At 45.0% G+C, this 26,581-nt stretch carries 32 protein-coding genes; all 32 read right to left on the reverse strand.

What is annotated here, in order from left to right; translation table 11 throughout:
• Position 1: 1 nt before the first annotated feature.
• Positions 2-1,321: a flagellar protein export ATPase FliI gene (gene fliI / locus QYF49_RS10570; RefSeq protein WP_290399561.1), complete on the reverse strand. Its 1,320-nt coding sequence runs from the start codon at positions 1,319-1,321 to the stop codon at positions 2-4.
• Positions 1,305-2,090 (reverse strand): flagellar assembly protein FliH, encoded by a 786-nt coding sequence (gene fliH, locus QYF49_RS10575; protein ID WP_290399562.1) that lies wholly within the window; start codon positions 2,088-2,090, stop codon positions 1,305-1,307. Before fliH ends, fliI begins: the two co-directional genes overlap by 17 nt.
• Positions 2,083-3,096, reverse strand: coding sequence for a flagellar motor switch protein FliG (gene fliG, locus QYF49_RS10580; RefSeq protein WP_290399563.1), 1,014 nt, complete (start codon positions 3,094-3,096; stop codon positions 2,083-2,085). The genes fliH and fliG overlap by 8 nt, the downstream gene beginning before the upstream one ends.
• Before the next feature lie 10 nt (positions 3,097-3,106).
• Positions 3,107-4,696: a flagellar basal-body MS-ring/collar protein FliF gene (gene fliF, locus QYF49_RS10585; protein ID WP_290399564.1), complete on the reverse strand. Its 1,590-nt coding sequence runs from the start codon at positions 4,694-4,696 to the stop codon at positions 3,107-3,109.
• 114 nt (positions 4,697-4,810) lie between these two features.
• Positions 4,811-5,113, reverse strand: coding sequence for a flagellar hook-basal body complex protein FliE (fliE, locus tag QYF49_RS10590; protein ID WP_290399565.1), 303 nt, complete (start codon positions 5,111-5,113; stop codon positions 4,811-4,813).
• A gap of 17 nt (positions 5,114-5,130) precedes the next feature.
• Positions 5,131-5,586, reverse strand: a complete 456-nt coding sequence (gene flgC, locus QYF49_RS10595; protein WP_290399566.1) for a flagellar basal body rod protein FlgC — start codon at positions 5,584-5,586, stop codon at positions 5,131-5,133.
• A gap of 4 nt (positions 5,587-5,590) precedes the next feature.
• Positions 5,591-5,974: a flagellar basal body rod protein FlgB gene (flgB, locus tag QYF49_RS10600; RefSeq protein WP_425589585.1), complete on the reverse strand. Its 384-nt coding sequence runs from the start codon at positions 5,972-5,974 to the stop codon at positions 5,591-5,593.
• Positions 5,975-6,272: 298 nt separating this feature from the next.
• Entirely contained in the window at positions 6,273-7,052 is a 780-nt protein-coding gene (codY, locus tag QYF49_RS10605) for a GTP-sensing pleiotropic transcriptional regulator CodY (RefSeq protein WP_290399568.1), read from the reverse strand.
• 13 nt (positions 7,053-7,065) lie between these two features.
• A complete protein-coding gene (hslU, locus tag QYF49_RS10610) occupies positions 7,066-8,463 on the reverse strand; it encodes an ATP-dependent protease ATPase subunit HslU (RefSeq protein WP_290399569.1) in 1,398 nt (465 codons plus the stop codon).
• 17 nt (positions 8,464-8,480) lie between these two features.
• Positions 8,481-9,023, reverse strand: a complete 543-nt coding sequence (hslV, locus tag QYF49_RS10615; protein ID WP_062231737.1) for an ATP-dependent protease subunit HslV — start codon at positions 9,021-9,023, stop codon at positions 8,481-8,483.
• A 24-nt stretch (positions 9,024-9,047) separates the two neighbouring features.
• Entirely contained in the window at positions 9,048-9,950 is a 903-nt protein-coding gene (gene xerC, locus QYF49_RS10620) for a tyrosine recombinase XerC (protein ID WP_290399570.1), read from the reverse strand.
• A gap of 60 nt (positions 9,951-10,010) precedes the next feature.
• Positions 10,011-11,315 (reverse strand): FADH(2)-oxidizing methylenetetrahydrofolate--tRNA-(uracil(54)-C(5))-methyltransferase TrmFO, encoded by a 1,305-nt coding sequence (gene trmFO, locus QYF49_RS10625; RefSeq protein WP_290399571.1) that lies wholly within the window; start codon positions 11,313-11,315, stop codon positions 10,011-10,013.
• 18 nt (positions 11,316-11,333) lie between these two features.
• On the reverse strand, positions 11,334-13,409 hold the full coding sequence (gene topA / locus QYF49_RS10630) for a type I DNA topoisomerase (RefSeq protein WP_290399572.1): 2,076 nt from the start codon (positions 13,407-13,409) through the stop codon (positions 11,334-11,336).
• Positions 13,410-13,544: 135 nt separating this feature from the next.
• Positions 13,545-14,420 carry a DNA-processing protein DprA gene (gene dprA / locus QYF49_RS10635; RefSeq protein WP_290399573.1) on the reverse strand — a complete coding sequence of 292 codons (876 nt, stop codon included), beginning with the start codon at positions 14,418-14,420 and terminating at the stop codon, positions 13,545-13,547.
• 64 nt (positions 14,421-14,484) lie between these two features.
• Positions 14,485-15,399: a succinate--CoA ligase subunit alpha gene (sucD, locus tag QYF49_RS10640; protein WP_290399574.1), complete on the reverse strand. Its 915-nt coding sequence runs from the start codon at positions 15,397-15,399 to the stop codon at positions 14,485-14,487.
• Positions 15,400-15,435: 36 nt separating this feature from the next.
• Entirely contained in the window at positions 15,436-16,596 is a 1,161-nt protein-coding gene (sucC, locus tag QYF49_RS10645) for an ADP-forming succinate--CoA ligase subunit beta (RefSeq protein WP_290399575.1), read from the reverse strand.
• Positions 16,597-16,796: 200 nt separating this feature from the next.
• Positions 16,797-16,979 (reverse strand): hypothetical protein, encoded by a 183-nt coding sequence (locus QYF49_RS10650; RefSeq protein ID WP_290399576.1) that lies wholly within the window; start codon positions 16,977-16,979, stop codon positions 16,797-16,799.
• A gap of 64 nt (positions 16,980-17,043) precedes the next feature.
• Positions 17,044-17,313 carry an EscU/YscU/HrcU family type III secretion system export apparatus switch protein gene (locus QYF49_RS10655; RefSeq protein WP_290399577.1) on the reverse strand — a complete coding sequence of 90 codons (270 nt, stop codon included), beginning with the start codon at positions 17,311-17,313 and terminating at the stop codon, positions 17,044-17,046.
• Entirely contained in the window at positions 17,310-17,465 is a 156-nt protein-coding gene (locus QYF49_RS10660) for a hypothetical protein (RefSeq protein WP_290399578.1), read from the reverse strand. Before QYF49_RS10660 ends, QYF49_RS10655 begins: the two co-directional genes overlap by 4 nt.
• The gene (locus tag QYF49_RS10665) at positions 17,462-18,007 is read right to left on the reverse strand and encodes a hypothetical protein (protein ID WP_290399579.1); all 546 of its coding nucleotides are present in this window, start codon (positions 18,005-18,007) and stop codon (positions 17,462-17,464) included. Before QYF49_RS10665 ends, QYF49_RS10660 begins: the two co-directional genes overlap by 4 nt.
• 115 nt (positions 18,008-18,122) lie before the next feature.
• Positions 18,123-18,752 (reverse strand): hypothetical protein, encoded by a 630-nt coding sequence (locus tag QYF49_RS10670; protein ID WP_290399580.1) that lies wholly within the window; start codon positions 18,750-18,752, stop codon positions 18,123-18,125.
• 122 nt (positions 18,753-18,874) lie between these two features.
• Positions 18,875-19,654 (reverse strand): ribonuclease HII, encoded by a 780-nt coding sequence (locus QYF49_RS10675; RefSeq protein ID WP_290399581.1) that lies wholly within the window; start codon positions 19,652-19,654, stop codon positions 18,875-18,877.
• Between the two features lie 97 nt (positions 19,655-19,751).
• Positions 19,752-20,612, reverse strand: a complete 861-nt coding sequence (gene ylqF / locus QYF49_RS10680; protein WP_290399582.1) for a ribosome biogenesis GTPase YlqF — start codon at positions 20,610-20,612, stop codon at positions 19,752-19,754.
• A gap of 8 nt (positions 20,613-20,620) precedes the next feature.
• Positions 20,621-21,160, reverse strand: coding sequence for a signal peptidase I (lepB, locus tag QYF49_RS10685; protein WP_290399583.1), 540 nt, complete (start codon positions 21,158-21,160; stop codon positions 20,621-20,623).
• Between the two features lie 94 nt (positions 21,161-21,254).
• On the reverse strand, positions 21,255-21,599 hold the full coding sequence (gene rplS, locus QYF49_RS10690) for a 50S ribosomal protein L19 (RefSeq protein ID WP_290399584.1): 345 nt from the start codon (positions 21,597-21,599) through the stop codon (positions 21,255-21,257).
• Between the two features lie 128 nt (positions 21,600-21,727).
• Positions 21,728-22,462: a tRNA (guanosine(37)-N1)-methyltransferase TrmD gene (gene trmD / locus QYF49_RS10695; protein WP_290399585.1), complete on the reverse strand. Its 735-nt coding sequence runs from the start codon at positions 22,460-22,462 to the stop codon at positions 21,728-21,730.
• Between the two features lies 1 nt (position 22,463).
• Positions 22,464-22,982 (reverse strand): ribosome maturation factor RimM, encoded by a 519-nt coding sequence (rimM, locus tag QYF49_RS10700; RefSeq protein ID WP_290399586.1) that lies wholly within the window; start codon positions 22,980-22,982, stop codon positions 22,464-22,466.
• A 162-nt stretch (positions 22,983-23,144) separates the two neighbouring features.
• Positions 23,145-23,372: a KH domain-containing protein gene (locus QYF49_RS10705; protein WP_290400419.1), complete on the reverse strand. Its 228-nt coding sequence runs from the start codon at positions 23,370-23,372 to the stop codon at positions 23,145-23,147.
• Positions 23,373-23,386: 14 nt separating this feature from the next.
• Entirely contained in the window at positions 23,387-23,659 is a 273-nt protein-coding gene (gene rpsP, locus QYF49_RS10710; RefSeq protein ID WP_290399587.1) for a 30S ribosomal protein S16, read from the reverse strand.
• An 87-nt stretch (positions 23,660-23,746) separates the two neighbouring features.
• Entirely contained in the window at positions 23,747-25,090 is a 1,344-nt protein-coding gene (gene ffh / locus QYF49_RS10715) for a signal recognition particle protein (RefSeq protein ID WP_290399588.1), read from the reverse strand.
• 14 nt (positions 25,091-25,104) lie between these two features.
• Positions 25,105-25,428, reverse strand: coding sequence for a putative DNA-binding protein (locus tag QYF49_RS10720; protein ID WP_290399589.1), 324 nt, complete (start codon positions 25,426-25,428; stop codon positions 25,105-25,107).
• A 147-nt stretch (positions 25,429-25,575) separates the two neighbouring features.
• Positions 25,576-26,562: a signal recognition particle-docking protein FtsY gene (ftsY, locus tag QYF49_RS10725; protein ID WP_290399590.1), complete on the reverse strand. Its 987-nt coding sequence runs from the start codon at positions 26,560-26,562 to the stop codon at positions 25,576-25,578.
• Between the last annotated feature and the right edge of the window lie 19 nt (positions 26,563-26,581).

Here is a 26,581-nt window from a genome sequence, read left to right on the forward strand (position 1 = left end):
ATTACCTTTCTCCTCCAAATTCACTCATCAGGCGATAAATCGAGTCATAATATGCAGCCTTTTCATCAACGTCCTGTTTTAGGAATGACAGGATCTTGGGATAGGCTTCTATTGCCTTGTCTATCTTTTCTGACGAACCTCTTTTATAGGCCCCTATTGTGATCAGGTCCTCTGCATCCGTATAAGAGGCGAGAAGATCGCGGAACCGGTTTGCCGCCGCTCGATGATTGCTGTCTACGATATCTGCCATCACCCTGCTTAAGCTCTTTAACAAGTTCACTGCAGGAAACTGTCCTTTATTCGCCAGGTTCCTGTCAAGTACGAAATGTCCATCAAGAATTCCCCGAACGGTATCAGAGATCGGCTCGTTCAGATCATCTCCATCTACAAGCACTGTATAAAAAGCGGTTATGGAGCCTTGAACATCGGTTCCAGACCGTTCTAACAGCTTGGGCAGCATCGCAAACACGGAAGGGGTGTACCCTTTCGTTGTTGGCGGTTCACCAACAGCGAGGCCGATTTCCCGCTGTGCCATAGCAAAGCGGGTGACCGAATCCATCATCAGCATGACATCTTTACCATGGCCTCTGAAATATTCTGCAATAGCTGTGGCTGTGAGCGCCCCTTTTATCCTCATGAGGGCAGGCTGATCGGATGTAGCCACCACGACCACTGATTTTTTTAACCCTTCTTCGCCAAGGTCTTTTTCGATAAAGTCCATAACCTCCCGGCCTCGTTCCCCGATAAGAGCGATCACATTAAGATCCGCGGTCGAGTTTCTTGCGATCATCCCCATCAATGTTGATTTTCCGACCCCGCTCCCCGCAAATATACCGATCCGCTGGCCTTTTCCAACGGTAAGAAGGCTGTCGATGGAACGGACCCCGAGTTCGATGCATTCCTTTATTCTTGGCCGCCTCATCGGGTTTGGGGGCTCGTTCTCAGAAGGAAAACTGCTTAATCCCTTCAGCACAGTACTTCCATCCAATGGATTGCCTAACCCGTCCAGCACTTGTCCGATCAGTTCATGGCCTGCCTTAATCTGTACAGGACGCCGAGTAGCTTCAACAAGACTGCCTGCAGAAATGGACTTTAACGCCGTAAACGGCATCAGCAGTACATTTTCTTTATTAAATCCGACGACCTCCGCTTTGATCTTCTGACCATTGCTGCCGCCCGTATGGATATAGCACATGTCTCCAATCGACGCTTTAGGGCCACGGGATTCAATCATTAACCCTACTACTCTCGTCACCTTTCCATATCGTTTGTAGGTGTCTATCTCATCTATAGCTGAAAGCAGATCATATGTGCTCAACATTTTGTTCACCAATCTCTTCTATCAGCTTTTCTTTCAGTTCACTGAGCTGGCTGTCCATTCCGGCTTCAATTCTCCCGAACGGAAACTCGACAACGCACGCATTTTCATCGAGTTTTTCATCTGGATAGATGTAGAGTACCGCGGTGTGCATCAGAACATTTTGAATCTCTTGTTTTGCATTTTGCGTAGCCTCATACCTGTTCGGATGGACATATAAATTCACTTCAGGAAAATCTCTCACTTCGTTCATGAGACCCTTTAAGATTGCTGTCCATCCTTCTTTATCTTCAAGCAGGATATCACCCACTAGCTTTCTTGCCATCTTTACTGCCAACTCGATGATGACAGGTTCAGCGGAAGCGATTTGCTGCTCATAATCCTGCTTAGATCGCTCTACCGTTTCCCTCGCCTGTTCCAATAAACGGTCATAAGCCTTCTGACCCTCCAAAAGGCCTGCCTGATATCCTTCATTGAAACCATCTTTTTTGGCTTCCTCACGTTCAAGGATGACCTGTGCATTCCATTCTTCTTTGCTTTTTTCCAGAAATGCTTCATGGTCACGGCGTTCCTGCTCCATTTTGGCAGTCATCTCTTCATAGCTTCTTTCCGCCTCTACCAAGATGCTTTTTGCTTCCCTTTCGGAGTTCTCCAGCCTGGATTCAGGCGTCCATTTTTCCTGATGAATCAATCTTTGCTCGATTCTTTTAATCTCAATCGTCCGGTCTAAGTCTTTGGTCTGTGCATTAGAAGATTTAATGATGCTAGACAATAATGTCATCTCCTCCGCCTCTTGCGATCACGACTTCACCCGCATCCTCCAGTTTCCTTATGATTCCTACGATTCGGGATTGTGCTTCTTCAACATCACGAAGTCTGACCGGTCCCATAAATTCCATCTCTTCTTTGAAGTTCTCCGCCATCCGCTGGGACATATTTTGGAATAGCAGCTCCTTAACCTCTTCACTCGCTGCCTTTAATGAAAGAAGCATATCTTCATTTTGCACTTCCCGGATGACACGCTGTATCGCCCGGTTATCGAGAATAACAATATCTTCAAATACGAACATTCTTTTCTTAATTTCTTCTGCCAGTTCCGGATCTTGAACCTCCAGCGCATCAAGAATGGTTTTTTCAGTCGCTCTGTCTACACCGTTCAATACATCCACCACTGACTCCACTCCGCCAGCCTGTGTAAAATCCTGGCTAACCGTGGCAGAAAGTTTTCGCTCCAGAATCTGTTCAACTTCGTTGATGATCTCTGGCGAAGTTCGGTCCATCACTGCGATTCTTCTGGCGATATCTCCCTGCATCTCCGCAGGGAGTTCAGAAAGAATGTGTCCTGCCTGTAACGAATCCAGATAAGAAAGAATCAAAGCGATAGTCTGCGGGTGTTCGTTCTGAATAAAATTTAAGATCTGCCCTGGATCTGCTTTTCTTGCAAAATCAAACGGCCTTACCTGCAAAGTAGAGGTCAGCCTGTTGATGATATCCATCGCTTCCGACCTGCCGACCGCTTTTTCAAGAACGGTTTTTGCATAGCCGATCCCTCCCTTGGAGATATAATCCTGAGCAAGTGCGATCTGGTGGAATTGTGCAATAATGTTTTCTTTCACTTCTGAATCAACTTTTCTTATTTGGGAGATCTGGAGCGTCAGCCGTTCAATCTCATCTTCACTGAGATGTTTGTATATTTGGGCTGCCACATCGGGTCCCATAGAGATCATGAGCATGGCAGCTTTTTCTTTCCCATTCAATTCCTTTGTCGTTTTTGCCATAACTAACCACCTATTCTTCGGATAGCCACGTGCGGAGCAGCTTGGCAAACTCTTCAGGCTTGTCCTTTGCCATTTTTTCTAATTGCTCTTTTCGAACCGTTCCCTCAGATTCACGGTCCATGTTCACATCTGGAATATCAAAAAATTCTTGTTCAAAGACGACATCTTCAGATAGAGCTTCTTCTTGCTGATTTCTTTTCCTGAACAGAAGGAAAAGCAGAAGAAGGATAACGGTCAGCAAAATTCCGCCTGCTGCATAGATCCAAACCGGTAATGAGGATCCTGGTGCAGCTGCTTTCTGCTGATTGCCATTAAACGGCTTGGCTGATACAAATATTTTTTGGTCAACCTGCTGCTGTGAAAGAGTGGCGGCCGCATCCTTTGAAATGCTGGTCCTTACAATATTGCCAAGCATCTGTTGGATGTCATCCAATGTTCCTTGCGGCAATGATGCAGGATCGTTTGGTTTGGGGGGTTCCACCATGACCTGTATGCCCAGGTCCTTTATTTCGTACGGGCTTTTTACGATTTGTCTTTTGATTCGGTTCACTTCGAAATTGATGCGGTCTTCTTCCTTCTCATAATCACCGTTGGATCCGTTCGCCCCGCCCTGGTATGTGGGAACATCGCTCTGTCCTGTACTGTCGACCCCTCCAGCCCCTGCCCCGCTGCCGGTGAACGTTTCCTTCACTTTTTCTGCACTCAGCTTTATGCCTTCCATCTTGTCCTTATCTACAGGCTCAACGAGCTTTTCTTCTCTTTTTTCTTTTGTGAAATCAATATCAGCCGTTACGGTGGCCACCACTTTTTGTGGCCCCATGATCGTACCGAGCATCTGCTGGACTCTTGTCTGCAAATCCCGTTCAATATCCTGTTTAATCTGGCGCTGTTCTTCATAGGCCGTCATATCAGAATTTGAATTGGCCTGATCAAGTGAAAACGTATTGGAATATTGATCGGAAATAACGATATTCTCCACAGGGAGATTGGGTACGCTTTTTGAGACTAGGTGATATAGTGACTTAATCTGGTTTTGATCAAGTTTATACCCAGTTTTCAAAGTTAGGACCACTGAAGCTGAAGAGGAATCTTTCTGGTCATTCACCCAGATGCTCTTATCCGGAGTTGTGATCATTACACTTGCTTCATCAACACCGTTTATGCTTTTGATCAGCTTTTCAATCTCTGTCTGTGTCGCTTCTTTTTCTATGACACTGAATTCATTGTCCGTCATTCCAAATCCTTTGTTCTGTCCAAAATAGGAATAATCGATGCTTCCGCTCTTCGGTATGCCTTCCGATGCAAGTTCTACCTTCAGCTGGTCAACCGCGCCTTCTGGTACAGAGATCACCTTGCCCCCATTGGATATTTCAGAAGCAATGCCTTTTGAATCCAAACTTTCTTTAATTTGACCAGCTTCCTGAGGAGATAGGTCGGAATATAAAGGGACAAGCTTTGGTTTTGCTAGAAACGTAAACAGGAATGCTGCTGCGATGATTACAAATAAGATAGAACTAACCAAGATTATCTTTTGCTTCTTAGAACGCTCTTTAAAGTTCGAGTAAATTCTGTTCATGGTGCTCTTCAGTTTTTCAATCATAGTTTCCCCCGATTAACAATCTCCTCAAGGAAATTCTCTTCTTTTATATTTTAAAAAAGTTTTTCTTCCTACCCCTAAAAAATACCCTGCCGATCCGAATATTTATTCTGAACACTATATTTGTGTGCGCATAACTTCTTGATAAGCCTCTATCACTTTATTTCTTATTTCTAATGTAGTCTGTAAGGTAAGGCTGGCTTTCTCAGCCGCTATCATGACCTGATGAAGATCAGTGGTATTGCCGGTTACAAGGTTCTCGGTAGCCTTATTGGATGCTGTCTGCGAGTCATTGACTTTATGCAGCATGTTACTCAGCATGCCTGCGAATGATTTCTGAGCGTCTGCAGGAGTATGTTTTCCAGCAGAATACGGGCTCTTAACTAGGCCTGCTGCAGATGTAATATTGATCGTATTCATATGTATCCCCTATCTTTCTATCTTCCTATTTCCAATGCTTTGAGGTACATTCCTTTTGCCGCATTTAATGCGGTCACATTGGCTTCATATGAACGTGTTGAGCTTACTAGATCCACCATTTCTTTTAGCGGATCAACATTTGGAAGCTGTACATAACCGTTCTTATCTGCATCAGGATGATCGGGCTGGTACACCATTTTAAACGGTGAGGCATCTTCTACTATGCCATCGACCCTAACTCCCCCAGGTGATCCTTCTGAGCTGCCGAATACGGCTTTTTGAAACATCGTACTGAATGAAGGCCCATTCGGTTCTGTGACGACCATCTTTCTCCTATAGGGCTCCCACTTGCCGTTCACCTGTTTCCCTCTCGTTGAATCTGCATTCGCAATATTGGCGGACACTACGTCCATTTTCAGGCGCTGTGCGGTTAAAGCAGAAGCAGAATTATTTAATGCACCGAACATACTCATCCTGCTACTTGCCCCCTTTAATCACCATTTGAAGTGAATTGAATTTTCCGTTGAGCCGTTGAACGAGGGCCTGGTTCAAGATCTGATTTTTTGCCAGTTCGGTCATTTCTTTATCTAAATCCACATTGTTGCCGTTGTTGTTCATCATGGTGCTGTTGTCTCTGGCTACAGTCATGCTTTGACCGATGGATTGATTGAAAGGCATATGCCTGCTGCTCGTCCGGTAAGCACTTAAGCTCCCATCCAGTTCGGTTTGAAACTGAACTTTTTTTGCTTTGTAGTTTGGCGTGTTGATGTTTGCCAGATTGTCACTGATCGTTTCTTGTCTTAATGCTGCAGCATCTAAGCCACGTTCCAGCATTTGAAAAATTGGACTTGTAAACATTATTTATCCCCTCTTTTTTACTGCTAAATTTTAAAAAGAGTACCAAAAGTTACCGATATTCCATATTTTAAGTCATAAAACCAAAAAGTGTCTATGTATTTTTTACCAAAGTGACTTTTTTCGATAAAAAGAACTACTTTGTATTCAGGACTTTGGTCCCGATATATATTTACTAGAGTCTTGATATACAGGGATTATTGGGGTTTTTCCGATCTCAGGAATCTCCGCACGTTTCGACATTTTCAATCAAAAAAATACCACCCTGCCAAATAGCGGGTGGTATTTTATATGTTTTGCACGATCAGCTGGTTTTAAGTTTTGATAATTCTAGTAAAAATTTATCATTCAGCACTTTAATATACGTGCCTTTCATACCAAGTGAACGGGATTCAATGACACCAGCGCTCTCCAGTTTGCGGAGGGCGTTAACGATAACAGAACGGGTAATCCCCACACGGTCTGCGATCTTGCTGGCTACAAGCAGGCCTTCGTTTCCTTCAAGCTCTTCAAAAATGTGCTCAATCGCTTCTAGCTCGCTGTAGGAAAGTGAGCTGATCGCCATTTGTACGACAGCTTTGTTTCTGGCCTCTTCTTCAATCTCCTCCGCTTTTTCACGAAGAATTTCCATTCCAACAACGGTAGCTCCATATTCAGCAAGCAGCAGATCATCATCATTGAACGAATTGGAAAGACGGGAAAGAATCAGTGTACCAAGACGCTCTCCCCCTCCGATGATCGGTACGATAGTCGTAAGACCTGAAGAAAAGAGTTCTTTGTTTTCTACAGGAAATGCTGTATACTCACTGGCTATATCCAAGTTGGATGAAGTTTCTGTAACATTAAACAGCCCTTTTGTATACTCGGATGGAAATTGGCGCTCCTCGAGCATTTTTTTCATTCTTTCATTTTCAATCTCTTGTTTCAAAGAAATACCAAGAAGCTTTCCTCTTCTGCTGACAACGAAAATATTGGCTTCGATAACATCTCTGAGGGTTTCCGCCATTTCTTTAAAATTAACGGGCTTCCCTCCTGATTGTTGCAGCATCGCATTCAGCTTTCTTGTTTTTTCTAATAAATTCATTTTACATTTCCTCCTACAGGATATACTGGCTTAAATCCTTATTCTTTGCGATTGACGCAAGTTTTTCTTCTACATACTCTGGTGTGATCTTTATGGCGTTCATTGTTACATCCGGTGCTTCAAAGGACAGATCTTCCAGCAGTCGTTCCAGAATGGTATGAAGCCTCCTTGCACCAATATTATCGGTTTCCTGATTCACTTGGAAAGCTATACTCGCAATCTTAGAAATAGCTTCGTCAGAAAATTCAAGATTTATACCTTCTGTTGCGAGCAATGCTGTATATTGTTTTAAAAGGGCATTATCCGGCTCTGCTAAAATCCGGGTAAAATCCTCGACAGACAGCTTTTCAAGCTCGACTCTGATCGGAAAACGTCCCTGAAGCTCAGGGATGAGATCAGAGGGCTTAGCCATATGAAACGCACCTGCTGAGATGAAAAGAATATGATCGGTCTTGATGGATCCGTATTTGGTCATAACGGTAGAACCTTCAACGATCGGCAGGATATCACGCTGGACACCTTCTCTTGAAACATCCGCGCTGTTTTGATTCTTTCCTGCGATCTTATCAATCTCATCAATAAATATAATACCTGTTTGTTCGGTTTTGTAAACCGCATCACTTGTCACTTCGTCCATGTCGATCAGCTTGGCAGCTTCATCCTGGGTGAGCACTTTTCTGGCCTCAGAGACAGTCAGTTTTCGTTTTTTCTTTTTCTTGGGGACGATGCCTCCTAGCATATCTTGCATGTTAATACCGAGCTGGTCAAGTCCTGAGCCTTGGAACATATCCATCATGGAATGGTTCTGCTCTTCCACTTCAACGGTTACGAGATGGTTTTCAAGCTCTCCCAAAGCAAGTTTATGCGCCATCTGCCTTCGCTGCTGGGTGATCGAAGCATCATCCTCTTTATCGCCAGGGGATTGTGCGGCATTGCTGTTGTTTGAACCAAAAAACATTTCGAGCGGATTTTTATATGAAGTCTCTTTTTGCTTGCCAGGCACCAGGAGTTCAACAAGCCGTTTATTGGCGTTCTCCTCCGCTTTATCTTTCACTTCGTGCATTTTTTGTTCTTTTACTAAACGAATCGACGTTTCCACGAGATCCCTTACCATGGATTCAACGTCACGGCCGACATAACCCACTTCTGTAAACTTTGTCGCTTCTACTTTAATAAAAGGTGCGTTTACAAGCTTCGCCAGCCTTCTTGCAATCTCGGTTTTTCCTACGCCGGTAGGCCCGATCATCAAAATATTTTTTGGAGAAATCTCGTCTCTTAGCTTTTCATCGAGCAAGCCGCGCCGATACCTGTTTCTTAAAGCTACAGCAACCGCTTTTTTTGCATCCTTTTGGCCGATGATATATTGATCCAGCTTTTCAACGATCTGCCTTGGAGTTAAATGTGTGTTCATCTCTACCCACGCTCCCTCTACAGCTCTTCTAAAATGATTTGGTCATTCGTATAAACACAGATTTCACCGGCAATTTCCAGAGCTGCTCTTGCAATCTCGGCAGCTGATAGATGAGGAGCATTTCTTTTCAGGGCCCTTCCTGCAGCGAGCGCATAATTGCCGCCGGAACCGATGGATAGTATGCCATCGTCCGGTTCGATGACTTCCCCGGTGCCTGAAATGAGCAGGAGACTTTCTTTATTCATGACGATGAGCATGGCTTCAAGTTTTCTCAGCACCTGGTCGGTACGCCATTCTTTTGCCAGCTCGACACTTGCACGTGCGAGATTCCCGCTGTACTCCTCCAGCTTGGCTTCGAATTTTTCGTACAGCGTAAAAGCATCCGCCACTGAACCTGCAAATCCAGCGAGTACTTTTCCTCCGAAGAGTCTTCTGACCTTCTTGGCAGAATGCTTCATGACAACGGCGTTCCCAAAAGTAACCTGGCCATCGCCCGACATCGCAAACTGTCCGTTATGATGAACGGCAAAAATAGTCGTTGCATGGAATGTATGGGTCATTAAAAAATCCCTCCTTACTCTCATTTATGCACGAGGATGAGTGTTATTATAAATTTTTTTCAAATGTTCTTTTGTGACATGAGTATAGATCTGTGTAGATGACAGATGAGAGTGTCCGAGCAACTCCTGCACGGCCCTTAAATCTGCGCCTTCGTTCAACAAATGGGTCGCAAACGTATGACGCAGTACGTGGGGGCTGATATGTACGGTTAATGTCGTCTTCTGAATCATGCTGTTTAATACATTTCTGACGGAACGCGCAGAAAGAGGACCGCCTTTATAATTAAGAAACAGCGTTTTTACAGGCTGGCCCGCCTTTTCTGCCAGCTGCTTTCTGCCCTCCTCGATATAACGGGTCAATGCTTCAACGCAATAGCTTCCCAGGGGCACATACCTCTCTTTTTTGCCTTTTCCTTTAATAAGCACTGTTTCTATGTAAAAATCGATGTCATCGAGCTGGATCTGGCAGCATTCACTCACCCTGATCCCCGTCCCGTACAGCAGCTCCAAGATCGCCTGGTTTCTCTGTCCAAGCGGGTCAGAGAGGTCATTGACATTAAAAAGCTGTGCCAGTTCTTCCTCATAGATAAAATGGGGAATGTTCTGGCCGGCTTTCGGCAGAGACGCTGCAGCAAACGGATTATGGTCCACCATCTTTTCCCGGTTAAGAAAACGATAAAAGCTGCGGAGAGACGAAATTTTTTTGGCGACCGTCCTTCTGGAATAGGACTGCTCGTGGAGCCATGTCAAATAATGTCTCACCAAAAGATAAGAAACAGCAGCGAATCCTTCGATTGCTTGCTGTTTCATAAACGACGTAAAATGTAAGATCGCTTTTTCGTAGTTTTCCGTTGTATGATGTGAACTATTTTTTTCTATTTGCAAATACTCGATAAACATCTTCAAATAGCGGTCATTTAAATCCACTTATCACACCTCACAAAGCCCCTAAATCTTATCACAGATCAGGGGCAAAGACAAGCAAGTTCACAATTTTGTTATAAAATTCTGAATTGTTTCCAGCGCTCGTTCAGCGAGTGCTGCATAGCGATCTTTCTTGTTTCTGATGCGGGTTTCAAGAGCAGGCAGAAGCCCGAAGTTTGCGTTCATCGGCTGGAAGTTCTTCGCATTGGCGTTCGTAATGTAATGTGCCATGCTCCCGATCGCAGTCTCTTGAGGAAATTCAAGCAGTTCTTTATCCTGCATCAGTCGGGCAGCATTGATCCCCGCGATGAGTCCGGATGCAGCGCTTTCCACATAGCCTTCAACACCTGTCATCTGGCCAGCAAAGAAAAGGTCTTTTCTGTCTTTAAACTGATACGTCTTTTCTAAAAGCTTAGGAGAGTTGATGAAGGTGTTTCTGTGCATCACACCATACCGGATGATTTCCGCGTTCTCAAGCCCCGGAATCAGCTGGATGACTTCTTTCTGAGGCCCCCACTTCAGATGCGTTTGAAAACCTACTATATTATAAAGGGTTCCTGCACTGTTATCCTGTCTTAGCTGGACTACAGCAAACGGCTGTTTACCTGTCTTCGGATCCTCAAGACCAACAGGTTTGAGCGGTCCGAACAGCATCGTCTTCTTGCCTCTGGATCCCATGACTTCAATCGGCATGCACCCCTCAAAGAAGATCTCCTTTTCAAACTCTTTTAAAGGTACAGTTTCAGCAGAAATGAGCGCTTCATAAAACCGGTCAAACTCTTCTTCCGTCATCGGACAGTTTAAATAAGCTGCCTCTCCTTTATCATAACGGGATTTAAGGTACACTTTATTCATATCGATGCTCTCGGCATCAATAATCGGAGCAGCCGCATCATAAAAGTACAAATAATCCTCCGACGTCAGCGCTCCTAAAGCATCCGACAGCTCTTTAGAAGTGAGCGGGCCTGTAGCGATTACTGTCGGCCCCTCTGGTATTTCTGTTACTTCTTCTTCAAAAACCGTAACGTTCGGATGATTCTTTACCCGTTCTGTGACGAGTGCCGCAAATTCATGGCGGTCAACAGCGAGCGCTCCTCCTGCTGGCACTGAACAATCATCAGCTGACGCAATGATGACCGAATCCAGTTTTCTCATCTCTTCCTTCAGAACACCAACGGCATTCGTTAAGGTGTTTGAACGAAGAGAATTTGAGCATACAAGCTCTGCAAACTTATCTGTATGGTGAGCAGGGGTCTGTTTTTTTGGCCGCATCTCATATAGATGGACTTTAATACCTCTTTTGGCGATCTGCCAGGCTGCTTCACTTCCCGCCAGCCCGGCGCCGATAACATTAACAAAATCGTTCATTCTTCGAAAAACTCCCCTTTAAGCTTGCTCCTCAGCGTAATCACAAGAAATACACTGTACGACTTTTCCTTTTTTCGTTTTCTTTTCAACAAGTATTTTACCGCATTTCGGACACGTTCGGCCGACCGGTTTATCCCATGAAACAAATTCACACTCTGGATACCTGCTGCAGCCATAAAAGATTCTGCGCTTTTTGCTCTTTCGTTCCACTATGGTTCCTTTATGGCATTCCGGGCACTCTACACCAGTGTCTTTTACAATCGGTTTCGTGTTTCGGCAATCCGGGAAATTGGAACACGCCATAAACTTGCCATAGCGCCCCATCTTAAAGACCATCTCATGCCCGCACAACTCACAGTTCTCACCGGCAGGCTCATCTTTAATCTCTACTTCCTTCATTTCCTCTTCTGCGACAACCAGCTGCTTTTCAAAACTTTTATAAAATTCGTCGATGACCTCGTTCCAATGCTTGTCACCGTCTTCAATTTCATCAAGATCCGTTTCCATCTGGGCTGTAAATTTTACGTTGAATACTTCTGAAAAGAATTCAAGTGTCAGTTCCAGAACCACTTCTCCCAGCTCTGTCGGCTGAAACTTCTTGTCATCAAGCATAACATAGCCGCGCTTTTGGATCGTATCAAGGGTCGGTGCATAGGTCGACGGACGTCCGATCCCGAGCTCTTCCATCGTTCTGACGAGCCTGGCCTCACTGTATCTTGGAGGGGGTTGTGTAAAATGCTGAGTCGGTTCGATCTCTTGCTTTTCGGCTGTCTTACCCTCTTTCAAATCCGGAAGCAAACGGTCTTCATCTTTTTTGCCGTCATCGTTACCTTCAATATATACCTTCATGAATCCAGGGAATTTCACCTTAGAACCGTTCGCACGGAAAATCACTCCCTGGTTCTCGAGATCCACAGTCATCGTATCCAAAACAGCCGATGACATCTGGCTCGCAATAAAACGCTCCCAAATTAACCGGTATAGCCGGAGCTGGTCACGGCTCAAATATTCTTTTAATTCTTTTGGATGTTTTGAAGCCGAAGACGGCCGGATCGCCTCATGGGCATCCTGCGCATTTTTACCCTGCTTCTTCTCCGCACGATCGGCCTTGTTCACATATTCCTCACCAAATTCTTCCTGAATAAACGATCTTGCTTCTTCTTTTGCCAGATCAGAGATTCGGGTCGAATCCGTTCTCATATACGTAATCAGACCGACGGTGCCTTCTTTTCCAAGATCGATTCCTTCATACAGCTGCTGTGCAAGCATCATTGTTTTCTTTGCTCTGAAGTTCAGCTTTCTCGCTGCCTCCTGCTGAAGGGAAGAGGTGATGAATGGCGGCGCAGGATTGCGTTTTCTTTCCTTCTTCTGTACGGAAGCGATAGAAAATGTGTCTCCTTTTAGCTTGCTTAAGACTTCCTTGACTTCCTCTTCATTCGCCAGTTCCTTCTTTTTGCCGTTGATGCCGTAAAAGCCCGCCTCGAATTCATCTTTGCCGTAGGAGAAGGCGGCTTTGATCTTCCAGTATTCCTCCGGAACAAACGCTTTGATCTCGTTTTCCCTCTCGACGATCAATCTTAGAGCAACCGTCTGTACACGTCCGGCACTGAGCCCCTTTTTCACTTTCTTCCATAATAAAGGGCTGATCTTATAGCCTACAAGCCGGTCAAGGATCCGACGCGCCTGCTGTGCATCTACAAGATCCATATTTATTTTCCTCGGACGTTTGAACGAGTCTTTTATGGCATTCTTTGTAATCTCGTTAAAAACAACCCGGCATTCAGAATCCAAATCAATATCCAGGCTGTGTGCAAGATGCCAGGCGATCGCTTCTCCTTCTCTGTCGGGGTCAGATGCGAGAAAGATCTTTTTCACTTTTTTGGCCGCTGTCTTCAATTCTTTTAAAACAGGTCCTTTTCCCCTGATCGTTATATATTTTGGATTATAATTGTCACTAATTTCTACTCCCATTTGGCTTCGAGGCAGGTCCCTGACATGGCCCATCGACGCCTTAACGATATATTTGCTTCCCAAATATTTCTTTATCGTTTTTGCTTTTGCGGGAGATTCAACGATTACTAAATACTCTTCCATTTTCAGTGCATCCCCCTTTAAGGGTTTAATCAAATCTTCCCTATTATTAAATAGACTCTCATCATTTGTCAAACGGTTTTCAATTATTGCCATTCCATTCAGGAGAAATAATAGGGACTAATACTTCATTCTGACCTAATCGATCAAACTTAATTCACTTAAAATGTCCTCGGCGTCCATTACTAGCTTGGCTCCCTGCTGGATCAGGCGGTTCGTTCCTGCCGCACACTCATCTAAAATGGAACCTGGAACGGCAAAGACTTCCCTCCCCTGTTCCATCGCTTGATCTGCTGTAATAAGGGAACCGCTCTTTTCTCGGGCTTCTACAACCAAGGTTCCCCGCGTGAGTCCGCTAATGATTCTGTTCCTTTGCGGAAACTGCCATTTTTTTGGTGGACGGTTAAACGGATACTCAGAAACGAGCAGCCCTTTTCCGGTGATCCGTTGGGCCAAAGCGGTATTGGCCCTCGGATAGATATGGCCGATTCCTGATCCGAGTACTGCAATCGTACTTCCTGACTCCTGTAAAGTCAATTCATGGGCATGGGTATCGATTCCCGCGGCCAGTCCGCTGACCGTTATCCAGCCTTCCTGCAGCAGCGGATTAAGAACTTTGTTCAGACTTTTTAATCCCCCCTCGGTGGGATTCCTTGTTCCCACTACACTAATAGCGAGAGGAGCCGACAGCACCTCTGTATTCCCTTTACTGTATAAAACCCAGGGCGGATCAAAAATGTGGCGGAGAGGAACGGGGTAATGATTATCAAAATATGTATGGATTTTAATATTATGCTTTCGGTATGTTTGTTCAATGGAGCGGTAGGACAGCTTCCGGATATCTTCTACAAAATCATTGCTGTTCTGATGACTCATACGGAACCGTTCTGAAAGCTCTTTTTTACTCATTTGAAAAACTGCTGTTAACTCAGGGTCAAATGCTAAAAATGACTGGATGGCTTTCCATCCTGCTCCGCGGCAATGATGAAGAAGAATTAACCGTTCTCTGTCCATAGGTCTCCTCCAGTAATTAGAATCATTTTTTTAAAAAAAGCTCCCAAAAACGGGAGCTTTCTGCTTATACATTCGCTTTGTGTGTTGTACAGCGGTCGAGAATCCCTTTTTCCTTAAGGACAGAAACGAGTGTTTCTCCCATAACGGAAGGTGTTTCAGCGACTTTAATACCGCATTCCTGCATAGTTTTGATCTTTTCTGCAGCTGTACCTTTACCGCCGGAAATAATCGCACCCGCATGGCCCATACGTTTTCCTGGAGGTGCTGTCTGCCCGCCGATGAATCCGACAACTGGTTTTTTCATGTTCGCTTTGACCCACTCAGCAGCTTCTTCTTCTGCTGTTCCGCCGATTTCACCGATCATGATCACAGCATAAGTATCTTCGTCTTCATTGAAAGCTTTTAGCACATCAATGAAGTCAGTACCGTTTACCGGGTCCCCACCGATCCCTACTGCTGTAGATTGGCCGATCCCGCGCTGTGTAAGCTGGTGTACTGCTTCATAAGTCAATGTCCCGGAGCGTGATACAACGCCTACATGACCTTTTGTATGAATGTATCCTGGCATGATACCGATCTTGCACTCTTCAGGAGTAATTACACCTGGGCAGTTAGGTCCTACTAGACGAGTTTTCTTGCCTTGCATGTAACGCTTGACTTTCACCATGTCCATTACTGGAATGCCTTCTGTAATACAGATTGCAAGGTCAAGTTCTGCGTCGACTGCTTCAACGATAGAATCAGCTGCAAACGCAGGGGGAACATAAATGACAGAAGCCGTAGCACCTGTTGCTCTCACCGCTTCTTCTACTGTATTGAAAACAGGCAGGCCTTCAACTTCAGTTCCGCCTTTACCTGGTGTAACACCGCCGACAATTTTTGTTCCATATTCAAGCATCTGCTGTGTATGGAATAAACCGACAGACCCTGTAATCCCTTGCACGATGACTTTTGTGTCTTGATTGATAAAAATACTCATCTATTTTCTCCACCCTTCTACCTTATTTCGGGGAATTTATTTTACTAAAGAAACGATCTTCTCAGCACCGTCTGCCATGGAATCTGCAGAAGTAATGTTCAAGCCTGACTCATTAAGGATTTTCTTCCCAAGCTCTACGTTTGTACCTTCCAAACGAACAACAAGCGGCAAGTTCAATCCTACTTGTTTAGTAGCTTCAACTACACCGTTAGCGATAACGTCACATTTCATGATTCCGCCGAAAATGTTAACGAAGATCCCTTTAACTTTTTCATCAGAAAGGATAATTTTAAACGCTTCCGTAACTTTTTCAGCTGTAGCACCGCCGCCTACATCAAGGAAGTTGGCAGGATCTCCGCTGTAGTGTTTGATGATATCCATCGTTGCCATCGCAAGACCTGCGCCGTTAACCATGCATCCGATGTTCCCATCAAGGGAGATATAGCTCAAGTCATATTTGGAAGCTTCGATTTCTTTTGGATCTTCTTCTTCAAGATCACGGTACTCAAGAATGTCTTTTTGGCGGTAAAGCGCATTTGAATCGAAGTTTAATTTCGCATCAAGTGCCATAACGTTGCCGTCGCCAGTAACTACAAGCGGGTTAATTTCTGCGATTGAGCAGTCTTTTTCAACAAATGCTGTATAAAGCCCCATCATGAACTTTGCAGCTTTGTTCACAAGCTCTTTCGGGATGTTGATGTTGAATGCTAAGCGGCGAGCTTGGAAAGCTTGAAGCCCGATTGCAGGGTCAATCACTTCTTTGAAGATTTTTTCAGGTGTCTTTTCAGCCACCTCTTCAATTTCAGTTCCGCCTTCTTCAGATCCCATCATGACAACGCTTGAAGTAGCGCGGTCAAGGACAAGGCCGATGTAATATTCTTTCTTGATGTCGCAGCCCTCTTCAATAAGCAAGCGCTTAACTTCTTTGCCCTCAGGGCCTGTTTGATGAGTGACAAGCACTTTCCCCAAAATTTCATCCGCATATGTACGAACTTCATCAAGGTTTTTTGCCACTTTAACACCGCCGGCTTTTCCTCGTCCGCCAGCGTGGATTTGAGCTTTAACAACAGTTACAGCGCTTCCTAATTCTTTTGCAGCTTCTACTGCTTCTTCTACGGAATACGCCACTTTACCGTTAGGAACAGCCACACCGTACTTTCTTAGTACCTCTTTGCCTTGATACTCGTGGATATTCATTCTCCATCCTCCTATCATGTTCAAAACTAAACTACCGATACCATTTTATATAATAGAACACGAACTGTCTACCATTCTACTGAATAATTGCAAACGCATTCACTTATTTTCGACATTTTTTCCTATTAATTGCTTCATAATATGGAATAAATCGGGAGTAAAACACGATTCACGGATTTTTACCAACAAAAAAAGCAGGATTATTCTTTCCTGCTTTTTGTTTCTTTTTTGCCGTTTGATTTTTTATTGTTTCGGTCCGTTTTTTTTTCTGTGAAATCCCGTTCGGCAGCTGGACGGTAGATCCCGAATTCCTCGCCGATTTCTTCCCTGTATTGGTCAAGCATAGAGTCGACACCAGGTACATACAGTTTTCTTCTTGGCATGACGGAAGCCTCCCTTTTTTCGTATAGGATGCCCAATCACACATAAATTATCGCTCGTTTTATATCAACGCTTTTCCTGGTCAACGTGATAGAGGAACGCAAATATTTCGGCGGCCACCTCATAAAGCTCCTGGGGAATCTTTTCGTTGATTTCAAGCTTCGAAAGAAGGGCGACAAGGGAAGGATCTCTTTGGATCGGAATATTGTTTTGCTGTGCCGCCGATAAAATCTTCTCTGCAGTTTTTCCTGTCCCTTTTACGGTTAGCTTTGGGGCTGCCATGTTTTTTCGATAGGAAAGTGCAGCAGCACGAGGCAGTTTACTCTCTTTATTCATACTCTCAGATCGACTCCATTCCTCGCCTCCGATGTGTTCCTTTTCGCGGCTGGCCCTTGCTCGCAGCTGTCCATCAATGCTACCCCTGATAAGCGGTAATCCATTTGCTGAAGCGAAAGACGGAGTGTCTCGATATCGTCCCGCGGTATCATCTTCGCGCCGTCCGCTCCGCTCCAGATCTGCAGAGATAGGATACGGTTGAATTAACTGCAACGGTTGTCTCTTTCATGTTTTCCAGTTGTAAAATAAAGAGAATACGGCAGTAAACACTGTCAATTTCGCCCGAGCCTGTTTGTTTTCCTTCCCATCTTATAGAAAGGTCAGCGGCCTGCGTTCCAAAAATGACCGGCAGCTGAAGCTGGACTTGCTGAACATTCTCTTGGCTTTGAAGCATGGTCAGCTGGAGCCCGGTAATTTTATTCAATACGGTCTCCGCCTGGGTCTTTGCCGTTGCTTTTATCGGCTCAACACTATGCAAGAGCTGAAGAAGAAGCGACTTTACGTTTTGGTTTTCAGCTTTCTCATCAAGTTTCGTTGACAGCAGCCGCGCTTCATGAAGCAAACCGATTTGCTCTATCTGCTTTATCAAAGAGAGCGGGGGCCTGGTGTTCCTTTTTTCACTTTGGAACAGCGAGTAAACAAGAAGACGCTCCTTTTCCGGCAAATCTGAAAGAACCTTCAGTAGCCCGGTCATTGTTTGTTCCTTTCTTATTCCCTGATTCAGAACCAATTTCGGGTTCCAAGCGTTTCCATCCGTCCCTTCACTTTTTGGTGTTATGACGGATTTTGTTTCTCCCAGGGGCTTACTCTCATTCAGCCAACCGGCTTTTAAAGATGGATTCTAGCTCCTGCGTTTTTTGCTGCTTATTTTTTACTAAAGCATTCAAAATGTCTGTGATCGGCTTTTCCGTAGATTCTTCCATAGAACCTTGTAAAACTGCATTAATGGCTTGCTTCAGCTCGTTTAACAGCCGTGTAGGCTGCTGATGACCGATTTCATCCCTCAGCTTCACCAGTTCATTCCGCAGAGTCCCTGTACCACTAACTGATTCCATCACTCTGAAGGGCCCTTCAGTGAGGGGGATATCGTGCTTCATCATTTTGGTGATGATCTCCCCGGTTTCTGCTTCATTGTGCTGTGAAATCCGAAACAGTTCAGCGATACTGTTTAACTGGTCTTTTGTTGCCGGGAGATTGGAGGTGAGCAAAAACTGAGCCGCCATTCTTGCGGCCGGTTCTTTTGTTGATCCTAACCGAGCCGCCACAAAAGCAGCAGCATCTTTTTCTTTGTGGGTTATGGGTTCCAGTTTCTTTAAAGCCGACGGCTCGGTTTGACGCACTTCAAACCAATAGCTCTCACCCGCCTGCAGGACGGTTTCCAGAAGAGCTGTCCTAATTTCTCCCCCTAGAGCTAATTTCGCTACGTTCCTCCCAGGCAATGCTTCAGAACTTTGCCTGTTGTCAGCTGGCCCTGAACCAAAGCCGGTTTGCCCTTGTTTGCCCCACTAAGGGGCAGGAGCTCTCCGTTCTGAACTTTCATCAGCTGCCCCTCCTTTTAAGCTTAAAGAAGAGAACCCTGCTGTACAGGAGAAAAGGAACGGCGGTGTTCCTCCACCGGACCGAACTTTTCCAGCGCTTCAAGGTGCTCTTTTGTTCCATAGCCCATGTTCGTATTAAAATGATAGTGCGGATGGATCCTATGAAGCTGCTTCATGTACCGGTCCCGGGTTACTTTTGCAACGATGGACGCAGCTGCAATGGTAACACTTTTCGCATCTCCTTTGATGATTTTGGACTGGGTAACAGCGAGCGGCAGTTCCATCGCATCAATGAGCAGATGGTCCGGTTGTACCTTCAGGGCTTTGACGGCCTTTACCATCGCTTTCCTTGAGGCTTGGTAGATATTGATCTCATCGATCTCCTGTGCGGTAACAAGGCCGATTCCCACTGAAACGGTGTTTTTCATGATCTCCTCAAATAATTCCTCACGCCTGGATTCACTTAGCATTTTGGAATCGTTCAATCCCGCTATGTACGTACCCGGTTTCAAAATGGCTGCCGCTGCAACCACCGGGCCGGCAAGTGGCCCCCTTCCGGCTTCATCAAGACCGGCGATCATCCTTTTGCCTAGACTGGTCCACTCCTTTTCATAGACCATCATCTGATCAAAACGGTCCCGAAGGAGCCGGGCTGCTTCAAGTGCTCTTTCATGTTTCATCAGGATTTTTTTTACCCCGGTCCGCTCATCATTTTGAAGTTCATGCATAAACGCCCTAAGCTTATTTTCTTCTTCTCTAAGCGTATGAATTTTGTTCTCAATTTCTTTAATCGTAAGTTTCATTCTTCAACCTTCGCTTTCTATGTATATCGGCGATTTTCCTCAGTCATTTAGACCCGCATGGTTTAATTATAAAGAAAAAAGGCACGCATTTGCGTGCCTACTGGATAAAATCTTCCGGTCTTTCATACGATAATCTGCCTAATTTTTCAGAGCGGATGTCACGAAGCACGATTTCTGCAGTCTTCTCATAATCAATATGGCCGCCGCTCATCAAACAGCCTCGTTTTTTTCCGATCTCATCAAAGAGGGCGATCGGTTCTTCAGGGATCGTCTCAAGATTATAGCGTTCCTGCAGCCTCGCAGGATAGTGGTCCTTAAAGTATTTTAACGCGAACAGGACAATCTCTGTAAAATCCAGAAGAGTTTCTTTGATGGCCCCTGTTACAGCCAGCTTAAGACCAATGGACTGATCCTCAAACTTTGGCCAGAGAATCCCCGGTGTATCAAGCAATTCAAGAGATGAACCCACTTTAATCCATTGCTGTTTCTTAGTTACGCCCGGTTTATCTCCTGTAACCGCAATGTTTTTTCCTGCCATCCGGTTAATCAGCGTCGATTTGCCAACGTTGGGGATGCCAAGGATGAGCGCTCTTACAGCTCTTGGCTTAACGATGCCCTTCGCTCTCATCTTGTCGAATTTTTCTTTAACCAGTTCTTTTGCCTTGGCTTCGATCCGATTGATGCCCTGCCCGGTTTTGGAATTGATCACAAGTACAGCGAGGCCTTTTTGCTCGAAATATTCGGACCATAACTTTGTAACCTCAGGATCAGCCATATCCGCTTTGTTCAGCAGCACAAGCCTCGGTTTTCCTGCCGTTATTTCATCAATCATCGGATTCCGGGAGGCCAAAGGAACTCTCGCATCTACCAATTCGAACACGACATCAATCAGTTTTAGTTTTTCTGTAATTTCACGCCTGGCTTTTGCCATATGGCCAGGAAACCATTGAATGGTCATTCCTTCACCTACTTTACTACACCTATATCATTAATCGGCCAGAATCTTATGCTGGCTTTGCCGACGATATCATCCATGTCCACTGTGCCGATATTCCGGCTGTCACTGCTGTGGCGCCGGTTATCCCCGAGCACGAAAACTTTACCCTTCGGAACAGTCTGTTTGCCTGTTACCTCGTAAAGAGTGAAATCATACGTTAAGTTTCCATCTTTCGTCTGTTTCTTATACGGATCCAAATATTTTTCCTTAAGTGGTTTACCGTTTACATACAAAGTATCATTCTTGTACTCGATCTGGTCGCCCGGAAGACCGATGACACGCTTGATGTAATCCTTTGTTTCTGTCGCTTTGAACACTACAATATCAAATCGTTCAGGTTTATCCATCTTATTGACAACAAGCCGGTCCCTGTTATGCAAGGTTGGCATCATGGACTCGCCGTCAACCACGATCGGAGCAAATAAAAAGTAACGGATTGCTCCGGCGAGAATCAAGGCCACTGCCAATGCTTTCAACCATTCCCAAGATTCTTTTTTCTGACGTGCCATACTTCATCCTCACATTCAACTTAAATTTTCACTACAACATTTTTTAAATATGTAAAAAGGAGCTTGAGATGAGTCAAGCTCCTTTTGTGTGTAATTAGCGAATCTCTTTAATACGAGCTGCTTTACCGCGAAGTGCACGCAAGTAGTAAAGCTTAGCACGACGAACTTTACCGCGTCGAACGACTTCAAGGTTCGCGATTTTAGGTGAATGTAAAGGGAATACACGCTCTACACCAACACCGTAAGAAATCTTACGAACAGTAAATGTTTCGCTGATTCCAGTTCCGCGCTTTTTGATTACAACGCCTTCGAAAAGCTGGATACGTTCACGAGTTCCCTCGACAACCTTTACGTGTACACGAACAGTATCACCAGAACGGAACTTAGGAAGATCCGATTTTAATTGCTCTTTAGTAAGCTCTGCAATAATCTGTTGCATAGTTATTGCCTCCTTCCGACAGATGTTCTTGCTCGCGTTTATCAGCAGCGGAACACCTTAATACTGGCCTAAGCCACGAGTAATATCTTACCATAGGTAATGGACCGAGGCAAGTAGTTCCAACAAAATTAGTCCTCTTTTTTAACCTCTTCCAGCCACTTCTTCTCTTGAGCGGTCAGGTCTACTCTTTCCAACAGATCCGGCCTTCTTTTCCATGTGCGCTTCAGCGACTCTTTGGTGCGCCATTCCTCAATGTATTTGTGATTTCCAGACAGTAGGACCTCTGGCACCTTCATGCCCCTGAAATCCGCAGGCCTCGTATACTGAGGATGTTCAAGCAGCCCTCTGCTGAAAGAGTCCTTAACGGCGGACTCTTCGTTGCCCAGAGCACCAGGTAAAAGCCTCGTTACACTGTCGATGATAACCATCGCACCGAGTTCTCCGCCAGTGAGCACAAAATCACCAATGGAGATCTCATCGGTCACAAGACTTTCCCGGATTCTTTCGTCATAACCTTCATAATGCCCACAGAGAAAAATCAGGTGCGATTCTTTTGAAAGCTCCTCAGCCTTCTGCTGGCTGTAGCGCTCTCCCTGCGGGCAGAGCAGGATCACCCTCGGCGGTGTTCCGCTCCTCGGTGTCAGGGCTTCTACAGCGTCAAACAGGGGCTGGGGTGTCAGCACCATTCCTGCTCCCCCGCCGTAGGGATAATCATCAACACGCCGATGCTTGTTTTCTGTATAATCTCTAAAATCGGTAACATGAAACTGCACAAGACCCTTCTCCTGTGACTTTTTAAGGATAGATGATCCAAATACACCGGTAAACATTTCAGGAAACAGAGATAAGACATCGATTCTCATTTTAGATCAAGCCATCCATAAGATGAATCGTGACCTGCTTGTTTTCGATATCCACCTTTTTCACAACTGGAGGAATGTAAGGAATTAAAATATCCGGACCGAAATTCTTTCGTTTCACAACCCAAACATCATTCGCTCCCGGAGAAAGAATCTCTTTTATCTTCCCGAGTTCTTCTCCTTCCTCAGTCATCACCGTACAGCCAATAATATCATGATAAAAGAATTCGCCTTCATCAAGATCGACCGCTGCATCAGCAGGTGTTTTGAGCAGATGACCTTTATACTTTTCAACATCGTTAATGTTAGGATGTTCTTCAAACTGCAAAAGGTCGAATTGTTTATGGACCCGGTGTGCAGCTATGACAACCGGCACTAGGCTGCTTCCGTCACCGAAATCCACATAAAGCGTGTTTCCTTTTTTGTAGCGTTCTTCAGGAAAGTCTGTCCGCGAGATCACCCGGACTTCTCCCCGTATACCGTGCGTATTCACGATCTTCCCTACATTTAACCATTTCGACATATGTATCCACCCTTGCTGCCCGATTCTTATATTACAGTGTGGGCTGAATCATCAAATTCTATAATAAAATAAAAAAGTTGAAAGTACAAAAAAGGGCTGAGGCTGCCCTCATCCCTTTTTCAAGCTTACAGAAATAACTTTGCGCCGCATTTCCAACCCGTCCTATACGATCTCAAGTGAAATGCGTCTATTCTGGCTTGTTCCCGCAGCATTGACAACGGTACGAATGGCTTTTGCCACCCGTCCTTGTTTGCCGATCACCTTGCCCATATCTGAGCTGTGGACGGTCAATTGATAAACAAGCTTTTCGCCGTCAGCTATTTCTTTCACGCTGACTTCTTCTGGATGATCAACAAGAGCCTTAACAATCGTCTCGATTAACTCTGTCATCATATCATCACCCATTATTTTTGTAGTTTAGCGTTATGAAACTTTTCCATGATCCCTGCGTTAGAGAAAAGGTTGCGTACAGTGTCTGATGGCTTCGCGCCGTCAAGCATCCATTTAAGAGCCTGCTCTTCGTTGATTTTAACTTCTGCAGGTTTTGCAACCGGATTGTAGAATCCAATCTCTTCGATAAAGCGGCCATCACGCGGTGCGCGGGAATCTGCTACTACTACACGATAAAATGGAGCCTTCTTTTGCCCCATGCGTTTTAAACGAATTTTTACTGCCATTGTAAAAATACACCTCCGAAAATTGTTCACACAAATCAATATAATATAATAAACTTCCAGCTTTGTAAACCAGAAAATTCATCCATTTTACATGAACGGAAATTTCATTCCGCCTTTTTTCTTGCCTTTCATCATCCCGGACATCTGTTTCATCATCTTCTTCATATCGTCGAACTGCTTAATGAGGCGGTTTACCTCCTGAACGGTTCTCCCGCTCCCTTTGGCAATCCTTTTTCTTCTTGAAGCGTTAATGATCTCCGGCTGTTCTCTTTCGAGTTTGGTCATCGACTTTATAATGGCCTCGACATGGCCGATCTGTTTCTCATCAATGGAAACATTCTTCAAGCCCTTCATCTTGTTCGCGCCCGGCATCATGCTGAGCAGTTCATCAAGAGGGCCCAGGTTTCTGACCTGCCCCATCTGTTCAAGGAAGTCGTCGAAGGTAAAGGACATATCCCGCATTTTCTTCTGCAGCTCTTTAGCCTTTTCTTCATCAACGGTCGTCTGCGCTTTCTCGATTAGAGTAAGCACATCTCCCATTCCAAGAATTCTGGAGGACATCCTGTCAGGATGGAACGGCTCGAGCGCATCCATCTTTTCTCCCATACCGACAAATTTTATCGGCAGATCGGTCACCGCTTTAATCGATAGTGCGGCACCGCCTCGTGTGTCTCCGTCAAGCTTGGTCAGCACAACACCCGTTAATCCGAGCTGTTCGTTAAAACTCTCAGCGACATTCACGGCGTCCTGCCCGGTCATGGCGTCAACCACAAGGAAAATCTCATTTGGATCGGCCAGCTCTTTGACCTTTTGAAGCTCATCCATCAGTTCTTCATCGATATGAAGACGTCCAGCCGTATCGATGAGGACATAATCATGATGCTCCTCTTTTGCCTTAGCCAGCGCTTGTTTCGTGATCTCAACCGGGCTTACTTTGTCACCCATTGAAAAAACAGGCAGACTGAGCTGTTTTCCCAAAGTTTCAATCTGCTGAATCGCTGCAGGACGATAAATATCGGCAGCGACTAAAAGAGGTTTGCGGTTATGCTTTTTGCGAAGATGATTCGCAAGCTTCCCGGTCGTCGTTGTTTTACCCGCTCCCTGAAGACCGACCATCATGATGACGGTTGGCGGACGGTTGTTGACAGCGATTTTGCTCTGCTCCCCGCCCAATAAGGAAGTAAGTTCTTCGTGGACAACTTTTACCACCTGCTGGCCCGGGGTCAGGCTCTTCAGCACTTCCTGGCCTACAGCACGTTCTGTCACTCGTTTGATAAAATCTTTTACTACCCGGAAGTTAACGTCGGCTTCCAAAAGTGCAAGACGGACTTCACGCATCATTTCTTTAACGTCTGTTTCCGTAACCTTGCCCTTCCCCCTTATTTTCTGCAGGGTATTCTGAAGCCGGTCGGCTAATCCTTCAAATGCCATTGTATTGTCGCCTCCTATTCCATGTTTTCAAGGCGATCAATGATCTCAAGAACTTTATCAGACGAATTTCCGAGCAGTTCTTTTAATCTGGAAAGTAACTGATCGCGTTCTTGAAATTTCGCAAATAAACCGAGCTTTTCCTCATACTCTTCTAGCATCGCCTCTGTCCGCTTAATGTTATCATAAACGGCCTGGCGGCTCACATTATATTGTTCAGCGATTTCTCCAAGGGAAAAGTCATCCAGATAATAAAAAGCCATGTAATTCTTTTGCTTCGGTGTCAGCAATGATTGATAAAAGTCAAACAAATAATTGATTCTCGTCGTTTTATCCAGCATCCCAACACCCCTTGTTAAGTGAAAAGCCTTTACGTTAAATTATAGTACACTGTCCTGAAAACAATGTCAAGATTTTTTCTTGTCAAACCCTCAGCGGCATCAAAAAGTTCTTCATCCATCCGGCATCATAAAAAGAAAAAGCGGAATTTACTCCGCTTTTTCTTCCTCTAATCCAGAAAACAGTCCGTAGACAAACTGATCTGGATCAAATGCCTGCAAGTCGTCGATCTTTTCGCCAAGGCCGACATATTTTACTGGGATATCTAGCTCGTTTCGAATACCGAGAACGATCCCTCCCTTTGCTGTCCCATCCAGTTTAGTAAGGACAAGACCTGTAACGTTCGTGGACTGGCTGAAGATCTTCGCCTGGCTCATCGCGTTCTGTCCAGTTGTTGCATCTACTACAAGCAATACCTCATGAGGTGCTCCGGGTATTTCACGTTCGATGACACGCTTCACTTTTTCCAGCTCATTCATTAAGTTAACTTTGTTCTGCAGCCTTCCAGCTGTATCACACATCAGGACATCCACGTTTCTGGACTTTGCTGCTTTTACACTGTCAAAAATAACAGCCGCTGGATCTGAGCCTTCCTGATGTTTTATCACATCCACACCTGCACGCTGGCCCCAGACTTCGAGCTGCTCGATCGCTCCTGCACGAAACGTATCCCCTGCCGCGAGCATGACCGACTTCCCTTCCTGTTTGAGCTGGTGGGCGAGCTTTCCGATCGTCGTCGTCTTCCCTACTCCGTTTACCCCTACGAACAATATCACGGTCATCCCTTCTGATTGAAGGTTGAGGCTTCCATCCTGTTCTCCTTTATGGAGCATTCCAGCCAGAGTTTCAGAGATCGCTGATTTTAATTCTTCTGTCTCCTGGATATTCCTTGTTCGCGCAACATCCTTCAACTTGTCGATCAGATCCATGACGGTATGCACGCCGACATCAGCACTGATTAAGATTTCTTCAAGTTCCTCAAAGAACTCTTCATCCACTTTTCTGTAGCGTTTGACGAGATCATTTACCTTTGTGGAAAAGGAGGATCTCGTTTTTTCCAAGCCGCTCTTGAATTTGTCAGATACAGAATCGGTTTGTGAAGTAAATTTGTCTTTTAATCGTTTTAAGAAGCTCATAGGTTCCTCCTTCAAATCG

The organism is Fictibacillus terranigra, assembly GCF_030412265.1.
GTDB classification, from domain to species: domain Bacteria; phylum Bacillota; class Bacilli; order Bacillales; family Fictibacillaceae; genus Fictibacillus_C; species Fictibacillus_C terrinigri.

Coding starts and splice junctions, on each gene's coding strand:
- ftsY (WP_290399590.1), bottom strand. CDS start 26,562: ATGAGCTTCTTAAAACGATTAAAAGACAAATTTACTTCACAAACCGAT.
- fliG (WP_290399563.1), bottom strand. CDS start 3,096: ATGGCAAAAACGACAAAGGAATTGAATGGGAAAGAAAAAGCTGCCATG.
- QYF49_RS10675 (WP_290399581.1), bottom strand. CDS start 19,654: ATGAAACTTACGATTAAAGAAATTGAGAACAAAATTCATACGCTTAGA.
- rimM (WP_290399586.1), bottom strand. CDS start 22,982: ATGTCGAAATGGTTAAATGTAGGGAAGATCGTGAATACGCACGGTATA.
- rplS (WP_290399584.1), bottom strand. CDS start 21,599: ATGCAACAGATTATTGCAGAGCTTACTAAAGAGCAATTAAAATCGGAT.
- ffh (WP_290399588.1), bottom strand. CDS start 25,090: ATGGCATTTGAAGGATTAGCCGACCGGCTTCAGAATACCCTGCAGAAA.
- sucD (WP_290399574.1), bottom strand. CDS start 15,399: ATGAGTATTTTTATCAATCAAGACACAAAAGTCATCGTGCAAGGGATT.
- flgC (WP_290399566.1), bottom strand. CDS start 5,586: ATGAGTATGTTCGGTGCATTAAATAATTCTGCTTCTGCTTTAACCGCA.
- codY (WP_290399568.1), bottom strand. CDS start 7,052: ATGAATTTATTAGAAAAAACAAGAAAGCTGAATGCGATGCTGCAACAA.
- rpsP (WP_290399587.1), bottom strand. CDS start 23,659: ATGGCAGTAAAAATTCGTTTAAAACGCATGGGGCAAAAGAAGGCTCCA.
- ylqF (WP_290399582.1), bottom strand. CDS start 20,612: ATGACCATTCAATGGTTTCCTGGCCATATGGCAAAAGCCAGGCGTGAA.
- QYF49_RS10655 (WP_290399577.1), bottom strand. CDS start 17,313: ATGAATAAAGAGAGTAAACTGCCTCGTGCTGCTGCACTTTCCTATCGA.
- hslV (WP_062231737.1), bottom strand. CDS start 9,023: ATGACCCATACATTCCATGCAACGACTATTTTTGCCGTTCATCATAAC.
- lepB (WP_290399583.1), bottom strand. CDS start 21,160: ATGGCACGTCAGAAAAAAGAATCTTGGGAATGGTTGAAAGCATTGGCA.
- hslU (WP_290399569.1), bottom strand. CDS start 8,463: ATGAACACACATTTAACTCCAAGGCAGATCGTTGAAAAGCTGGATCAA.
- trmFO (WP_290399571.1), bottom strand. CDS start 11,315: ATGAACGATTTTGTTAATGTTATCGGCGCCGGGCTGGCGGGAAGTGAA.
- fliF (WP_290399564.1), bottom strand. CDS start 4,696: ATGATTGAAAAACTGAAGAGCACCATGAACAGAATTTACTCGAACTTT.
- trmD (WP_290399585.1), bottom strand. CDS start 22,462: ATGAGAATCGATGTCTTATCTCTGTTTCCTGAAATGTTTACCGGTGTA.
- fliI (WP_290399561.1), bottom strand. CDS start 1,321: ATGTTGAGCACATATGATCTGCTTTCAGCTATAGATGAGATAGACACC.
- QYF49_RS10705 (WP_290400419.1), bottom strand. CDS start 23,372: ATGACAGAGTTAATCGAGACGATTGTTAAGGCTCTTGTTGATCATCCA.
- QYF49_RS10660 (WP_290399578.1), bottom strand. CDS start 17,465: ATGATACCGCGGGACGATATCGAGACACTCCGTCTTTCGCTTCAGCAA.
- fliE (WP_290399565.1), bottom strand. CDS start 5,113: ATGAATACGATCAATATTACATCTGCAGCAGGCCTAGTTAAGAGCCCG.
- topA (WP_290399572.1), bottom strand. CDS start 13,409: ATGGAAGAGTATTTAGTAATCGTTGAATCTCCCGCAAAAGCAAAAACG.
- QYF49_RS10665 (WP_290399579.1), bottom strand. CDS start 18,007: ATGACCGGGCTACTGAAGGTTCTTTCAGATTTGCCGGAAAAGGAGCGT.
- dprA (WP_290399573.1), bottom strand. CDS start 14,420: ATGGACAGAGAACGGTTAATTCTTCTTCATCATTGCCGCGGAGCAGGA.
- QYF49_RS10650 (WP_290399576.1), bottom strand. CDS start 16,979: ATGCCAAGAAGAAAACTGTATGTACCTGGTGTCGACTCTATGCTTGAC.
- QYF49_RS10720 (WP_290399589.1), bottom strand. CDS start 25,428: ATGCTGGATAAAACGACGAGAATCAATTATTTGTTTGACTTTTATCAA.
- sucC (WP_290399575.1), bottom strand. CDS start 16,596: ATGAATATCCACGAGTATCAAGGCAAAGAGGTACTAAGAAAGTACGGT.